This window comes from Chryseobacterium elymi, assembly GCF_003385495.1.
Lineage (GTDB): Bacteria > Bacteroidota > Bacteroidia > Flavobacteriales > Weeksellaceae > Chryseobacterium > Chryseobacterium elymi.
This window is the reverse complement of record NZ_QNUH01000001.1, coordinates 328,101-342,990: the sequence shown is the minus strand read 5'-3', so window position 1 is coordinate 342,990 and position 14,890 is coordinate 328,101. Positions and strand designations below refer to the sequence as shown.

Here is a 14,890-nt window from a genome sequence, read left to right as displayed (position 1 = left end):
ATTTAACCATGAAATCTATATTATTAAAAACACAAATAATTACTTTCGTACTTTTTGGTTTTATGCTCGTTTTTGCACAAAAAAGTATGAAACTTCCCAGTGATGCTATATTTTATATGGAAATCAACGGGAAACAGCTGAACCAAAAAATCAACTGGCAAAAGCTTAATCCTTTATTGCATGAATTAAGCAAGAAAAGTAAAGAAAAATCCTCATGGAATGATTATTCCAAGACGGGAATTAAGTATGATGCTACCCAATATCATTATGCCAGTTTTAATGATTCGATACAGACGTATACGACTCATTTTATTGTAGATAACAAAGAAAAGTTCCAGGAATTTATTAATTCTACAAAGAAAAAAGGATTGGAAATTTCTAAGAAAAACAATTATTCTTACGTGGATATAGATGATAATATCTTTGTTGCGTGGAATAATGACCGTGCTGTTTTGAGCATGGTAAACTATACCAAGCCCTATAAAGACATCTGGTCGGAAGCTGTTATAGACAGTACTGTAACCGTTGCAGACAGTGTGGCTGTTGCTGTGGACAGTGCTTATGCCGTAGAACCGGAAATGCCTTTTGATTATAAGGAGGAAATAATAAACCTGAAGGAGGAAATTAAATATTTAAAAGACAACATCAGAGAAAATAACAAGGAGATTACCAGAATTCATAAAGATATCAAGTATCTGGAAAAAAATCACAAATATCCGAAGGAAAATGTGGATACCCAGCATTCTGAAGGTGAAGCTGAAGAAGTTTATCCCAGAGAGGAAGAATATGCAGAAGCTGAAATAGATACGGCATACCAGAAAGAGCTGGATTCTATACGTATTGAAAACTTCAAAATAGTGAAAAAACTTGCGGAAGACCGTTTTGACCAATATTTCAGCTCAAATTTAGAAATTGAAGTTCCAAAAGCCATGCTTACATTCAGAGATCCTAATTCGGATGCTTATGTTTATACTGATTACGGAAAAATGGTCAATGACGGCATCTATGGCAAAATGATGAAACGTTTTGAATTGGGTCAGTTTTTGAGAAATGCATACGAATCAAGTTCATACTATAATTTATATTTTGATAAGGATAAAGTAAAGCTGGTGAATAACTATCAGCATAAAAATCCGGAAATCCAGAAGACGATTTCATCCGTTTATAAAGGTAAGAAAAACAAAAAGCTGGCAGCGTTGATCAACGAAAAAAGTATCGGTTATTACGTTATAAATGTCAACGGAGCCAAATCTTTTGACTTGATGTACGACCTTCTTCAGGACACAGGAGATGGCGAATATAAAAAAGAAATGGAGCTAATGATGGAAACTATGAAAATTGTTCTGGATGAAGAGGCCATCACCAAAATAGCCCCGGGTAACGGAATCTTTGTTTTGAACGAATTAAAGTCCAAAAAAGTAGAGTATACAGATTACGAATATGATGATGACTACAATGAAAAAGAAGTTAAGAAAACCAAAGATGTAGCTGTTCCCAATTTTACGTTTGCTTTTGCCACAGAAAATGAAGGCTATTGGAGCCGTGTTTTCAATGTAATGGCTACCAATAAACATTTGTCTAAGAAATTCTCAAAAATCGGAAACTTTTACTCATTTAAAGATGAAAAAGGAGGCGGATACATGGATCAGCTGTACATGACGGTAAAAGACGGTATCGTTTACCTGACTAGTTCTACAGACAATATCAACCCTCAAAGTCAGTCTGATGTTTCTAAACAGTGGGCGAAAGATTCATCTAAATACCCATTATCCGGAAGGTTGGACATTCAGAAACTTTTAATAGGCTTAGAAAAAGAATTTAAAACTCCTTCCGAAAGAAAATCATTGGATTTTTTCAGAAAAAATGTGGGTGAAATGTATTATAAAACAGAGGTGAAAGGAGAAAGCGTAGAAACAGAAATAGATTATAACATTAAAAATTCTTCGGAAAACAGCTTAATGTATTTCTTTGACCTGTTTGATGAGATTTATAAAATTAATGAAGAGGAAAAAAAGACTCAAATACTGTAAATGAATAAGAAAAAAATTATTCTCCCGTTAACTCTTTTACTCGCTGCTGCGTTCTATTTTGTCTTTTTCTATAAAAACAAAACATTAAAATTTGTTCCTGAAAATGCAGATGCCGTTGTTTTGATTGATGTGAAAAAATTAACGGGACAATATATTTCAAGTTTCATTGCCCATCCCTCAAAATGGATAGAAAATAAAACGAAAGATAAAAAAACGATTCCATTAAAAAATTCAGGAATCAAAATCCCGGATTTTGTACAGATATTCCATATCAAAGGCAATAAATTTTCAGAATGGTACAGCGTGGTTGAATTAGAAGACCTGCAAAAATTCTCAGCTTATTTAAAGAGCCTTCAATTTGTTAATAAAGGAAAAAACGTATTCCAGAAAGATCAGATATTCGTTAAAATTGAAGGTGAAAATGTAATCATTGGAACTTCTGCTTCAGCTTTTGGGAACATTAACCAACAGCTTTTTCTATCTTCTGAAAAAAAGTTCCTGAATGCAGACCGGTTTATCAATAACTCTTTAGGAAGTATCTCTTTTATTTCCGGAAAGAAGATTCAGAATTTTACTATTGAATTGAAAGCGGATGAAATTGAAGTAAAAAATATATCAAAAATAGGGTCTTTAGCTTCCATTGTAGCTGATATTCAGAGGAAAAGCCACTTTTTAGAGGTTGAGCTGGATGCTCAGAATGTCAAGAATTATACCCGGTTTTTTGATAAAACCCTCGCGGATTCTGTCCAAATCAGCTATTTTAAAGCAACCGCTGATCTTGAGCAGGTGAATGATACCATCATCAGTTACGGTTACGATGATAATTTTAATGAAATAGAGAAAAAGACCTTTCAGAAAATTATTCAGCCCAACTATGTCATTGATCTTCAAAGTCCGGCTCCTGAAAAAACAAGAGAATATTTTCAACGAAAAAAATGGATTAATGCTAAGGATCAATTCACTGCGATCCCTTTTCTGCCTAATCATATACAGAAGAATAATGGCGGATTTGTTATAAAATCTACTAGAAACCCAATCATGTTATCCCCAAAGCTCAAAGAAAACTATATCTTCGTCAGAAACAACCCGATGCTGATCTCTTCATTAAGTATTTTATCACCGGCAGAGAAAAAGTTGCTTACCGATATAGAGTATATATTTTATGGGAATAAAGCCCAGAACTATTGGGTGAAGATCAAAGCGAAGAAAGGTGAATTACCTTTAATTTTAAGATGGTAAAAGCTCCGTAATCCTAAAAAACTGACTGAGTATTAATGAATTTATCTGACATTGTATTACTTAAAACATTCATACATTATTTTTTACATCTGGTTTTTCCGGTTTTTATAGCACTTACCTTTTTTCATAAAAACTGGAAGAAATCCTATATTATTATGCTGGCTACCATGCTTGTAGATCTGGACCATCTTTTTGCCAATCCTATTCTTGATCCATCAAGAAATAGTATAGGCTTTCACATTTTACATTCCTATTATGCTATTGCGGTGTATTTTTTGCTGCTCTTTTTTAAAGGAAATACCAGAATTGTGGCCATTGGTCTTTTGTTTCATATGCTGACGGATTTTCTGGATTTTAACTTGTGGATCTATTAGGAGGAGGGAAGATAGACGCTATTGTTGGGAATTAATTTTTAAAGGTCTCACAAAATTTGATTTCGAATAACTTTAAACGCTATGATCGTAAAGTTCCTTACCTTATTAAAGAAGAAAAAGGCCTAATCTGGATTAAAATATTATTAATATTATCTTTTGATATTTCAAATTTCATAGATTTTTTATATTTTGTAGACACTTTATGAGATTGAAAGAATTTTTACATTATACGTATATTTTCCCTGTCCTTGCTGTAGGGTATTATTTCTCCGGACTGATGGGAGCGGGAATTTTATATGATATTATCGCAGGGATACTGCTCACCGGAAGTGTCTTATCCGCAGTGCATCACGCGGAAGTGGTGGCTCATAAAGTGGGGGAACCTTTCGGAACCATTATTCTTGCCCTATGTATCACTATTATTGAAGTTGCGCTTATCATCTCACTGATGGTCGCCAGTGGAGACCAGGCGATCACGCTGGCCAGAGATACTGTTTTTGCTGCTGTAATGATTATTCTTAACGGAATTCTGGGGATTTGCATCCTTATAGGCGGTGTAAAATATCATGAACAGTTCTTTGCAAGGACCTCAGCTACGACCTATCTGGTAAGCATTGTTTCAATTCTTGTCCTTACCCTTGTCCTTCCCAACTTTACCTCAAGTGTCAACGGGCCCTTCTATAACGAGGCACAGCTTATTTTTATATCCGTTGCCTGTCTTGTGATCTACGGAGTTTTCCTGATGGTGCAGACTGTGCGCCACAGAAGCTATTTTATCGTTCCTGATGAACATCCGGAAGAACATTATATTCCCTCATTGAAAAAGACGCTCATAAGCTTTGGTTTTCTGGTAGTATGCCTGATCATTGTTGTCCTGATGGCCAAAGGGCTTTCCGGAACCATTGAAGGAATGGTACAGAGTATCGGCGCTCCGAAGTCTTTGGTAGGGGTAATTATTGCAGGTGTTGTACTTCTTCCTGAAGGAGTGGCCGCCATACGTGCTGCAAGAAGTAACCAGATACAATCCAGCTTAAACCTGGCATTGGGATCTGCTTTGGCAAGTATCGGTTTAACAATTCCGGCAGTATCTACCGTTTGTATCATTTATGACATTCCGTTGGTTTTAGGACTTGATAAAAAAGATATTATCCTTCTTTCGTTATCCGTATTTATAGTAATGCTTTCTTTAAGCCGTGGTAAAACAAATGTCCTGTACGGAACCGTTTTATTGGTGAATCTCGCAGCCTACATTTTTACGGTTATCGTTCCATAATAAATCTTCACCTTCAAACTTTCCGATTCTCAAACGTATATCACAGCTTCCTCACCTGTTCCATTTTAAAAGCCATCAGCCTGGCGATGTTTTCGGATTTATATATGGCCATGTCTGCATTTTCTCCGGCAAAATTTTCCTCAATGGTTCCTCTCCAAAGCTTCAGCCACTGATCAAAGTGTCTCTGTTCCATAGCCTGAATTTCATTGATCGGAAAATGAACGGCCATAGGGTTTCCTTTATAGCTCATCTGCCCAAAAAGAATAGATTCCCAGAACGAATACATTTTTGGAAGGTGCTTGTCCCAGTCTACTTTGGCCACATCATTAAAGAAAAAACCAATCGTCTCATCTTTAACGACTTTCGTGTAAAATGAATTAACAAGATGCTCAATATCCTCTCTTGATTCTAATTTTTTCATATTTCAAATGTACTGCAAAATCAGATTAAAAATTCAATCAACAGCTTGATAAATTTCATGAAAACAATAATTTATATTTGCATCATAAAAAGACCCAGCTGATAAAAACAAATTAGCTTATTACAGTTAGTTAATAAAAATAAATAGTATAACAATGGCAAGAGGCTTCAGACAAAAAATCCGTCAGAAAAATACCGAAAACAGCGGGTTTGGCAGCAATGCATCCGGAAGGTTCATCAATAAGGACGGTCTTCCGAATGTAAAGCGAAGAGGTGTGAATGTATTTAATAGGCTGAGCTGGTACCACACCATGCTGAATCTGTCTACCTTTCGCTTCTTATCTTACCTGATGGTCGCCTATATTCTGATTAATCTGGTATTTGCAATGATTTATTATCTCATTGGAGTAGAACATCTTACCGGAATTGATAAAAGTGATCCCCTTAACGAGTTTATCGATGTATTTTTCTTCAGTTCCCAAACCTTTACAACAGTAGGCTACGGAAGGATTGCACCCGTGGGCTTTACTGCAAGCTTAGTGGCTACCTTTGAAGCTTTCCTGGGATTGCTTACCTTTGCCATTGCAACCGGACTTTTTTATGGAAGATTCTCAAGACCGCGAGCTTACCTCAGGTTTTCGGATATTGCAGTTATTGCCCCTTTTAAAGAATCAAGAGCTTTGATGCTCAGGCTGGCTCCTTATAAAAACAATGCTTTGACGGACGCGGATGTTATTGTTTCAACAGCTATTGAAGTGATCGAAAATGGAGTTCCAAAAAGTAATTTTTATTCTTTAAAGACCCATCTGAGCAAGATTAACACCCTGGCACTGAACTGGACAGTAGTTCATGAAATAAAGGAAGATTCACCCTTCTACGCCTTTTCTGAAGATGATTTTAAGAGCACGGATATTGAAATTATCGTTCAGGTCCGGGCATTTGATGAAGTCTTTTCCAATACGGTAGTTCAGAGGTCTTCCTATGTATCGAAGGAAATTGTCTACGGAGCTAAGTTCGCTCCAATGTACTATCCGGATAATAATGACCAGACAACAATATTGGATCTGGATAAAATTAATGACTATCAAAAAGCAGATCTTCCAGCTGTGCTGGAGACCATAAATAAATGAATTTAGACCTTTACGAAAAACAGGCTTTACAGAAGCAGAAAGAACATAAGAAATTTCTGGACGGACTGAAAAAGAAACCGCCCAAAAACCTCGATTATATTGTTCAGGAAACCCATGATGAAGTGTTTGATGAAGTTGATTGTCTGCAATGTGCTAATTGCTGCAAAACAACGGGACCTTTATATACCGAAAAAGATATTGAGCGCATTTCAAAACATCTGCGAATGAAACAGGCTGATTTTGAAGCTAAATTTTTAAGGATAGATGAAGATAACGATAAGGTGCTACAGAGTCTTCCGTGTTTTTTTCTGAATCAAGACAATACCTGTTCTATCTATGAAGTAAGGCCCAAAGCCTGCCGGGAATATCCGCATACGGATCGTAAAAAGATCTACCAGATCAATAGTTTAATGCTGAAAAATACTGTCATATGCCCGGCTGCATTTGAGTTTGTGGAAAGAATGATGAAGAATATTTCAAAATAATACTTCGTGTAAAAATATCTTAAATAATTATAAAGTGCGTTAAATAAGACCGTTACACATAATTTAGTAAATAGAGTGTCGTTTAATTTAAACAACCATTTAAAATATTACATTATGAAAAAGTTAGTTTTAACTGCAGCGTTTACTTTAGTCGGTGTAATCGCAGTATCGGCCCAGACACAACCACAAAAGCCAGCCGATACGTCTAATAACCAGACCACTCAGCCTCAGCAGAATACACAACCAAGCACTACTACAGACACCAGTACTCAAACACAAAATACCACAACAACTGTTACGACGGTAGATGCAACGACTCCGGCTGCAACAACTGATGCTACGGCGGAGACCACAACAGATGCTACGAAACCTTCAGAAACAACCAAAGCAGAAAGAAAAGCTAAGAAAAAAGCAAAGTCATCTAAGTAGTAAATATTGAGCAAAGTAGAAAGGGAATCCTGGGACAAATGTCTCAGGATTTTTTTGTTATCCATTAATTGAAGTAATCAACCCGTATATTATTTACGTATATTTCAGATGTAATTATAGATCCGGATCATTCGGGCCAAGCTGATTTATTCAATGAAAAGATTAAACCCTTCCCTTAAGCATCACTTACTGATAGGAGTTTTCCTGAGTATGTGGCTTTTCATTTTTGCTTTTTTTATCAGACCGTTTGACGACGGAACCATTAGTTTTAAGGTATGGATCATTATTAGTATTGGATTTAGCATCATTGCATTTCTGTGTTATGGGGTTATTGCTTTGCTGCAGAAAAAGGTTTATGGGAAACTGGCAAAATGGAACATTGGGTTTGAATTAATAAGCATTGTTTTTTTTCAATTTCTTTTTTGGATAGGCACATATTGTCTTTATAAGAGCCCTATTTTGAATGGAGGATATGGGTTTATCAAATTTTTAGAGACCATCATTCTTAAATCAGCTTTAATTTCAACGCCCATCATAGTTTTGGCAAGAATATATGTAGTTTCATTAATTCCTGCACAGGATGACATTATCATCATTAGGGGAGACAATAAGCTGGATATTTTAAAAATTAAAAAAGATGAGCTGATTTGTGTTTCCAATGCTCAGAATTATGTTGAGATTTTCTTTGTAGAAGGAAATGAAGTAAAGGTAAAACTCATTCGCAGCACACTTAAAAAGATTCAGAATGATTTTGATTTTTTGATTCAGATTCATCGTTCACACCTCATCAATCCTTCTCATTTTAAGGCCTGGAAAAATGCGGATACCATTTCGCTTACTCAAATTGAACTTCCTGTCTCTAAAAATTACAGAGAACATTTGTTGTCCTTATAATTTCCGTACCTAAAACCGCGTATTTCATCCCTAATCCTTCATATCACCTTGTTGAACGGTGTTTTTGTTTTTATTTTGCCTTCCAGATTAAGAATAAATATTGTATGAAAAAGCTTTGGATCAGGAGAATTGTATGGTCATCTGCAATAGGATGGTGCATGATGGGCTGTATTTTTTTATGGGCAGATCATGAACTCAATAAAGTCCTGGGTAAATCTACCCGGGTTATTAACTTTTCTTCATTTATTAAGCCATCACCATTAGTACAAATTAGAAATGTCAATGTCCTTTCAGAAGATTGTACTCATTTTATTAAAAATCAGAATGTCCTTATGAAAGATGGACTCATTCTTCAGCTTGACGCCAATCAACCCGTGAATAAGGAAGCTACCCTCATTGACGGTACAGGGAAGTATCTTATTCCGGGTCTTGTAGACAGCCATGTTCATGTAAAAGAAAGTAAAAATGATTTGTTTTTGTATCTGACGAATGGGGTTACCTACATCAGGGAAATGGCCGGGAATCCGGAGATTTTAGAATGGCGGAAATCAATACGGAAAAACGGTTTGGGGCCGAGGATGTTTGTTGCTTCACCACCTATATTTAGTGAGGCTGGTCTGGCGGGTTATTATTATAGCTGGACAAGACAGTCCGTCAATTATTCCAATAAAAAAGATGCAGAAAAAGCCATAAAGAAAATAAAGGAGCAGGGCTATGATGCCATCAAAATGTACGGTTTTGTGAATCCGGAAATATTTAAAACAACAATAGGGATGGCTAAAGAAAATAAGATACCGGTTATTGGGCACATACCGTTGGTTGATTTAGAAACCTTTTCTCACTCAGGACAGAAGGAAGTCGCTCATATTGAAGAGATAACCGTTAAAACAATTGATGAATTCGGAAAATCAATTTCTAAAAATCCCGAAGAATATCTCCGTTTTTTAAAAACACGGTCACATCAGATCGCCAAAAAACTAAAAGAAAATAAGGTAAGTGTTACTTCAACCGTTTGGTTATGCAAAAGCTTTTTAGCCCAGCGGTTTGACTTGAAATCTAAGCTTAAAGCAATAGAATTAAAATATGCTAATCCCAAAATTATTGAAGGAACGCCATTGTACAAAATGGGCTGGTTACCCGGTAAAAATGGCTATGAATATGATGGAAAAGATACACCTGAAGCAAAAAAATTATCACTGACGTTTTGGGAGACCTATGTGGAAGCGATTCACATCATGACCAAAGCATTGGTGGATCATCATGTCCCTGTTATGGCCGGAACTGATGCTAATGTTGCCACGGTTGTTCCCGGGTTTGCTCTTCACGATGAATTAGAGTCTTTATCTCAATCCGGAATGACCAATTCACAGGCCATCTATTCTGCTACGGTGGAGCCTGGTGAATGGATGAAAAGCAAGACCGGGAAGATAAAAGCAGGCTACTATTCAGATTTGGTGCTCCTTTCTAAAAATCCATTGGAAGATATCAGAAATACAAAAGCTATTGAGTATGTGTTTTTTAATAAACATGTAATTGGTAAAGCTCAAATTAAAATGATTCTGAAAGCTATCGAGGATGGCAACAATGAAAACAGGAATATAGAAATTGATGAATACCTGAAATGAAGATATCCATTAATGTTTTAATTTTTTACATCTGATACAATAAAAAAAGCGCTGTAACATGTACTGCGCTTTCTCCTTTCACTTTTTACTTTTTTCCCATTATCCCGGGAACAGGCTATATCAAAAAAGGCTGGGAATTTTCCCAACCTTTATTTATTTTTATACCACTCCCTGAGCCAGCATTGCTTCTGCAACTTTCACGAAGCCGGCAATATTTGCCCCTTTCACGTAGTTTACGTAGCCATCTTCGTCTTTTCCGTAGTCTCTGCAAGCTTTATGGATGCCGATCATAATTTCCTTCAGTCTTGCATCAACCTCTTCAGAAGTCCAGTTAAGACGGATAGAGTTCTGCGTCATCTCAAGACCTGAAGTAGCAACACCTCCGGCATTGGAAGCCTTACCAGGCGAGAACAATATTTTATTATCCAGGAAATAATTGATGGCGTCTAAAGTAGAAGGCATATTCGCAGCTTCGGTAACGCAAAGGCATCCGTTTTCTACCAAAACTTTAGCATCTTCAAGATCCAGTTCATTTTGGGTTGCAGAAGGGAATGCTACATCACATTTCACTTCCCAAGGACGTTTTCCAGCGTGGAATTCAGCAGAAGGATATTTTTTAGCATAGTCTTCAGCCCTGTTGTTTCCGGAAGATCTAAGTTCTAATAAATAATCAATTTTTTCTCCGCTGATACCGTCTTTATCATAGATATAACCGTCCGGGCCAGAAATTGTTACCACTTTAGCACCAAGCTCAGTTGCTTTTTTGATTACTCCCCAGGCTACATTTCCGAAGCCTGATACACTTACGATTTTATCCTTAAAAGTCTCGTTGATTGTTTTAAGCATCTGCTCTGCGAAGTACACCACACCGTATCCTGTAGCTTCAGGACGGATAAGTGAACCTCCGTACGCAAGGCCTTTTCCTGTAAGTACTCCGGTAAATTCGTTTCTTACTTTTTTGTATTGTCCGAAAAGGTATCCGATCTCTCTTGCTCCTACACCAATGTCTCCTGCAGGTACGTCTGTTTCAGGACCAATATGCTTGCATAGCTCAGTCATGAAAGCCTGGCAGAAACGCATTACTTCCATATCAGATTTACCTTGCGGATCGAAATCCGAACCTCCTTTACCTCCTCCCATTGGAAGAGTAGTCAGTGAGTTTTTAAATACCTGCTCGAAAGCTAAAAATTTAAGAACTGAAAGGTTCACAGTAGGATGGAAACGGATTCCTCCTTTGTATGGTCCGATTGCAGAGTTCATCTGAATTCTGAAACCTCTGTTTACCTGGATCTCTCCTTTGTCATCAACCCATGGAACTCTGAAGATAATGATTCTTTCAGCTTCAGCCATTCTCTCAAGCAGCTTCATGCCTGTATATTCCTTCTTAGTCATAATAAACGGAATTACAGTCACAGCTACTTCTTTTACGGCTTGTAAAAATTCTGGTTCATTAGGATTTTTTGCTTCAATCTTGGCAATAAACTCCTGGATTTTCTGGTCAATATTATATTGTTCCATATATTAGGGTTGAATATTATTGTCAACAAATTTAATTTTTTTTTCAAGATTCACAATACTGTATTTCAACATTGTTAAAAATTAAATAATAATGTGTCGAAATATTATTAAATTGATAATTTATGATCAAACTTTGTTAAAAATTAAAAGTTACGTCTCAAATAATGCAATATTAAGAAATCGTTAATTCTCAAATTGCCATGAATTGCCTCCCGGAAAATGATTTTACTTTCCCCAAAAGCTCCAATTCTAAAATTATAGGAAGAATTTTATAAGACGGTACCGAAATCATCTGTGCAAGATCGTCCAGAAATACCTGAGGATGGGCTTTTATCAACTGATATACGCTTTCCTGACTGTCAGTAAGTTGTACATCTGTTTTACTATATGGGAACAGTTCCGCGACTTTCTCTTTTGAATGATTGAGCCCAACTGAATCTACGAGCCCTTTAACAGTAGAAATGGCAGCTGCTTTATGCTGGAATATCAGCTGGTTACATCCCTGGCTGTATGGATCTGTTATCTTTCCGGGAAGGGCGAAAACTTCACGATTGTAGTCGTTGGCAAAAGATGCGGTACTTATTGACCCGCCACCGAATCCAGTTTCTACCACTATCGTTGAAGGAGAAATCCCGGCTATGATTCTATTTCTTTGAATGAAATTTTCCCGGTCCGGTTTGCGGGAAGAATTAAATTCTGTTACTAAAGTGCCACCTTCCTGCAGGATTTTTTCAGATAGTTTTTTGTTTTTGGAAGGGTAGAGCGTATGAAAACCGTGAGCAAGAACTGCTATAGTAGGGATTTTAAACTGAATAGACTGCTCATGAACTTCTTTGTCCACGCCAAGAGCTAATCCACTGACGGATATGTATTTAGAATTTTTTGAGGCTTCGAAGAAATCCACGATAAACTGCTTGCCGTAAGAAGTCATATTCCGTGTTCCTACAATACTGATCTTCTGTAAAGAATCGTCAAAATTTCCTTTTTGATAGAGAATTGCAGGAGCATCATCGCATTCATTAAGCAGATAAGGAAGCTCTTTAAGATGTCGCAGCCTGATTTGAATATTGTTCTTTTCGCAGAATTTAATCTCGTTTTCTGCAAATTTCAGATATTCTTCATTTCCGATATCGGCTACAGTCTTTTTTCCTACGCCATCTGTTTTGCTGAATTCCCTTTTTGCTTTCTTCCAGGCTTCTCCAGCACTTCCAAATGCATGGATAAGCTTTTGAAAATTAATATCTCCAATCAAGCTGCATTCGCGTAGGGCGATTGCATAGAAATGTTCTTCAGTGATCATGTGTGTGTTTTCTCAAATGTAATAAAATAACCCGAGTAAAATATTGTCAGGAAGCCTGGAGTTTGAAGAGGTGAGTTATTGATCACCTAATGAATAGCCATAGGCCTGTTTTATTACTTTTTTAATAGAGCTCACCAGAATTTTCGATAACTTTCAGAAATACTAAGTCTAATAGTAACTTCCAACCTCCGAGCTTCCAGTTCCATTTTATTTTTTTCTTAATTCATCCAAATGATCCCAGATGTCATCTCTTTTTTTATAAGGCAGTTCCAGAAAATCCTCCGGGTGATTTTCTTTGTACTCCTGCCATAGTTTATCATCTTTTTCACTGTAATAGTTTGGGAATTCCCAGATATATTTCTTTTTTCTGTCGCCTACATTTTTAAAGGCAAAAGCGATGATACTTCCCACAACAGCTCCCGAAAGATGGGCCTGCCAGGATATTTTGCTTGGTTCCTGAAGATTGTAGAATAATTCCTCAGGAAATATACCCCATACCAAACTGCCGTAATAGAGAACAACAAGCAGCGATATAGTAAGAAGCTTCATATTCCATTTGAAAACTCCGCTGAAGAACAGGAAGAAGGCAAGGACATATACCACTCCGCTGGCTCCAATGGTACAGGTATATATGTAATTGCCGGTGAGAATGTCTATCGGAGGTAGCAGCCAGACCAGCAGTCCTGTTGCCAGCCAGCCAATAATAAAGACTTTATTGGCAATTAACGGATAAAACTGGTATAAAAGGAACAAAAGAATAGCTACAGGGATAGAGTTGCTTATGATATGGTCAATATTTCCATGCAGAAGAGGAGAGGTGATGACTCCCAGTAAGCCTTCTGGCAATAGAGGTATTATAGCCCCAAAACAGCTTTGAAAAAAGCCCTGCATCTGCAGAAAGTAGCCGAACCACATGGCTGAAAGCATCAGCAAAGGGGTTGTAACAGCTCTTTTGGAAATTATATCTTTAAACATGTCGATGGTACGTCAAATCAAAAGCCAATGATAAATTTCGGAAATTTTGTCGATGTATTTCCAAGACTAGTGTTTATTTTAAGACAAAAGGTTTCTATTTTAATATTCTAAACCTAGTATTTTGACATTGAACGTATTAAACTGGCCAGTTTTTGACTATTGAAGAGATTTTAATTTTTTTAAAGCTTTTATAGACCAATATTCACGTTTAAAAAATTATATTAATATTTTTGTAATGAAAATCATATAAAATAATGAAGAAGTTTTTATTGATTCTTTCCTTTTCTATGGGAATTTATGCAAGTGCACAAGAAGAATTGAAAAAAGATTCGATAGTCGCAGATACGGTAAAATACTGGTCAATACTAGGAAAAAATACTCTGATGATCAATCAGGCCGCCTTTTCAAACTGGGTTGGTGGAGGAGCTAATAACGTAGGATGGCTTGCCGGAGTAAATTACAATATAACTTATGAAAAAGATAATGACCTCTGGGAAAATATTATTGCCCTGAATTACGGACAGAATGATACTAAGGGGCTTGGCGTAAGGAAAACACAGGATGTAATGAATATTTCTACTAATTACGGGCGGAAATTCTCTAATAGCTGGTATTTTTCTGCAGGGGCGGGATTACAGTCACAGTTTTATAAGGGCTATGAAGATGGAAACAATCCGGCCGCTAAAAAAATCTCTAATTTTATGGCTCCCGGTTATCTGAACCTCGGTATGGGTATCACATACAGGCCTAATGACAATCTTACGATAACCATGCGTCCTATCAATGCCAGATGGACTTTCGTTCTGGATAAAGACTTGCAGTTCGCAGGAAGTTACGGTTTAAAAAATAATGGTGATACTTCACTTTTACAGTTTGGTTTCCTGGGAACGGCTTTATACAAAGTAAAACTAATGGAGAATATTAATATAACCAATACTGCTTCTGTATTCTCCAATTATCTGGACCATCCGGAACGGCTGGTTCTTGCTTATGGAGCTGTTGTAAACTTCAAAGTCAATAAATTCATATCATCTAATGTCACATTGGATCTGCTGTACGATCATAACCAGATCCAGAAAACACAGCTGAAGCAAACGCTTGGGATAGGATTTGCCTATACTTTGGATAATGGAGTAAAACGCTCTGATCGTAAAGACAGCCAGTGGTGGATAAAAAAATAGATTATTAAATTTCATTC

Annotated in this window: 14 protein-coding genes; 10 read left to right on the top strand and 4 right to left on the bottom strand. The window is 36.7% G+C overall.

The window, feature by feature from the left end:
* The first annotated feature begins 8 nt into the window (after window positions 1–8).
* From DRF60_RS01465 to DRF60_RS01450, 4 genes are all read left to right on the top strand, one after another.
* On the top strand, window positions 9–2,030 hold the full coding sequence (locus tag DRF60_RS01465; protein WP_116010344.1) for a hypothetical protein: 2,022 nt from the start codon (window positions 9–11) through the stop codon (window positions 2,028–2,030).
* Entirely contained in the window at window positions 2,031–3,269 is a 1,239-nt protein-coding gene (locus DRF60_RS01460) for a hypothetical protein (protein ID WP_116010343.1), read from the top strand.
* Window positions 3,270–3,304: 35 nt separating this feature from the next.
* Window positions 3,305–3,643 carry a DUF6122 family protein gene (locus DRF60_RS01455; protein ID WP_116010342.1) on the top strand — a complete coding sequence of 113 codons (339 nt, stop codon included), beginning with the start codon at window positions 3,305–3,307 and terminating at the stop codon, window positions 3,641–3,643.
* 202 nt (window positions 3,644–3,845) lie between these two features.
* Window positions 3,846–4,916 carry a calcium:proton antiporter gene (locus DRF60_RS01450; RefSeq protein ID WP_116010341.1) on the top strand — a complete coding sequence of 357 codons (1,071 nt, stop codon included), beginning with the start codon at window positions 3,846–3,848 and terminating at the stop codon, window positions 4,914–4,916.
* A gap of 40 nt (window positions 4,917–4,956) precedes the next feature.
* On the opposite strand, the gene DRF60_RS01445 is transcribed toward DRF60_RS01450, so the two are convergent.
* Window positions 4,957–5,337, bottom strand: coding sequence for a group III truncated hemoglobin (locus tag DRF60_RS01445; protein WP_116010340.1), 381 nt, complete (start codon window positions 5,335–5,337; stop codon window positions 4,957–4,959).
* A gap of 154 nt (window positions 5,338–5,491) precedes the next feature.
* On the opposite strand from DRF60_RS01445, the gene DRF60_RS01440 reads away from it, so the two are divergent.
* The 5 genes from DRF60_RS01440 (at window position 5,492) to DRF60_RS01420 (ending at window position 9,899) form a co-directional block, all read left to right on the top strand.
* On the top strand, window positions 5,492–6,466 hold the full coding sequence (locus tag DRF60_RS01440; protein ID WP_116010339.1) for an ion channel: 975 nt from the start codon (window positions 5,492–5,494) through the stop codon (window positions 6,464–6,466).
* Entirely contained in the window at window positions 6,463–6,951 is a 489-nt protein-coding gene (locus tag DRF60_RS01435) for a YkgJ family cysteine cluster protein (protein WP_116010338.1), read from the top strand. The genes DRF60_RS01440 and DRF60_RS01435 overlap by 4 nt, the downstream gene beginning before the upstream one ends.
* A gap of 114 nt (window positions 6,952–7,065) precedes the next feature.
* Window positions 7,066–7,380 (top strand): hypothetical protein, encoded by a 315-nt coding sequence (locus DRF60_RS01430; protein WP_116010337.1) that lies wholly within the window; start codon window positions 7,066–7,068, stop codon window positions 7,378–7,380.
* A gap of 153 nt (window positions 7,381–7,533) precedes the next feature.
* Window positions 7,534–8,274 carry a LytTR family DNA-binding domain-containing protein gene (locus DRF60_RS01425; protein WP_116010336.1) on the top strand — a complete coding sequence of 247 codons (741 nt, stop codon included), beginning with the start codon at window positions 7,534–7,536 and terminating at the stop codon, window positions 8,272–8,274.
* 104 nt (window positions 8,275–8,378) lie between these two features.
* Window positions 8,379–9,899 carry an amidohydrolase family protein gene (locus DRF60_RS01420; RefSeq protein ID WP_116010335.1) on the top strand — a complete coding sequence of 507 codons (1,521 nt, stop codon included), beginning with the start codon at window positions 8,379–8,381 and terminating at the stop codon, window positions 9,897–9,899.
* 159 nt (window positions 9,900–10,058) lie between these two features.
* On the opposite strand, the gene gdhA is transcribed toward DRF60_RS01420, so the two are convergent.
* From gdhA to DRF60_RS01405, 3 genes are all read right to left on the bottom strand, one after another.
* The gene (gene gdhA / locus DRF60_RS01415) at window positions 10,059–11,417 is read right to left on the bottom strand and encodes an NADP-specific glutamate dehydrogenase (RefSeq protein WP_116010334.1); all 1,359 of its coding nucleotides are present in this window, start codon (window positions 11,415–11,417) and stop codon (window positions 10,059–10,061) included.
* A 190-nt stretch (window positions 11,418–11,607) separates the two neighbouring features.
* Window positions 11,608–12,717 (bottom strand): DNA-processing protein DprA, encoded by a 1,110-nt coding sequence (gene dprA / locus DRF60_RS01410; protein ID WP_116010333.1) that lies wholly within the window; start codon window positions 12,715–12,717, stop codon window positions 11,608–11,610.
* 207 nt (window positions 12,718–12,924) lie between these two features.
* Complete coding sequence (locus DRF60_RS01405) at window positions 12,925–13,692, bottom strand: rhomboid family intramembrane serine protease (RefSeq protein ID WP_116010332.1); 768 nt, start codon at window positions 13,690–13,692, stop codon at window positions 12,925–12,927.
* Window positions 13,693–13,946: 254 nt separating this feature from the next.
* Between DRF60_RS01405 and DRF60_RS01400 the strand changes: the two genes are divergently transcribed.
* Window positions 13,947–14,873, top strand: coding sequence for a DUF3078 domain-containing protein (locus DRF60_RS01400; protein WP_116010331.1), 927 nt, complete (start codon window positions 13,947–13,949; stop codon window positions 14,871–14,873).
* Window positions 14,874–14,890 lie beyond the last annotated feature (17 nt).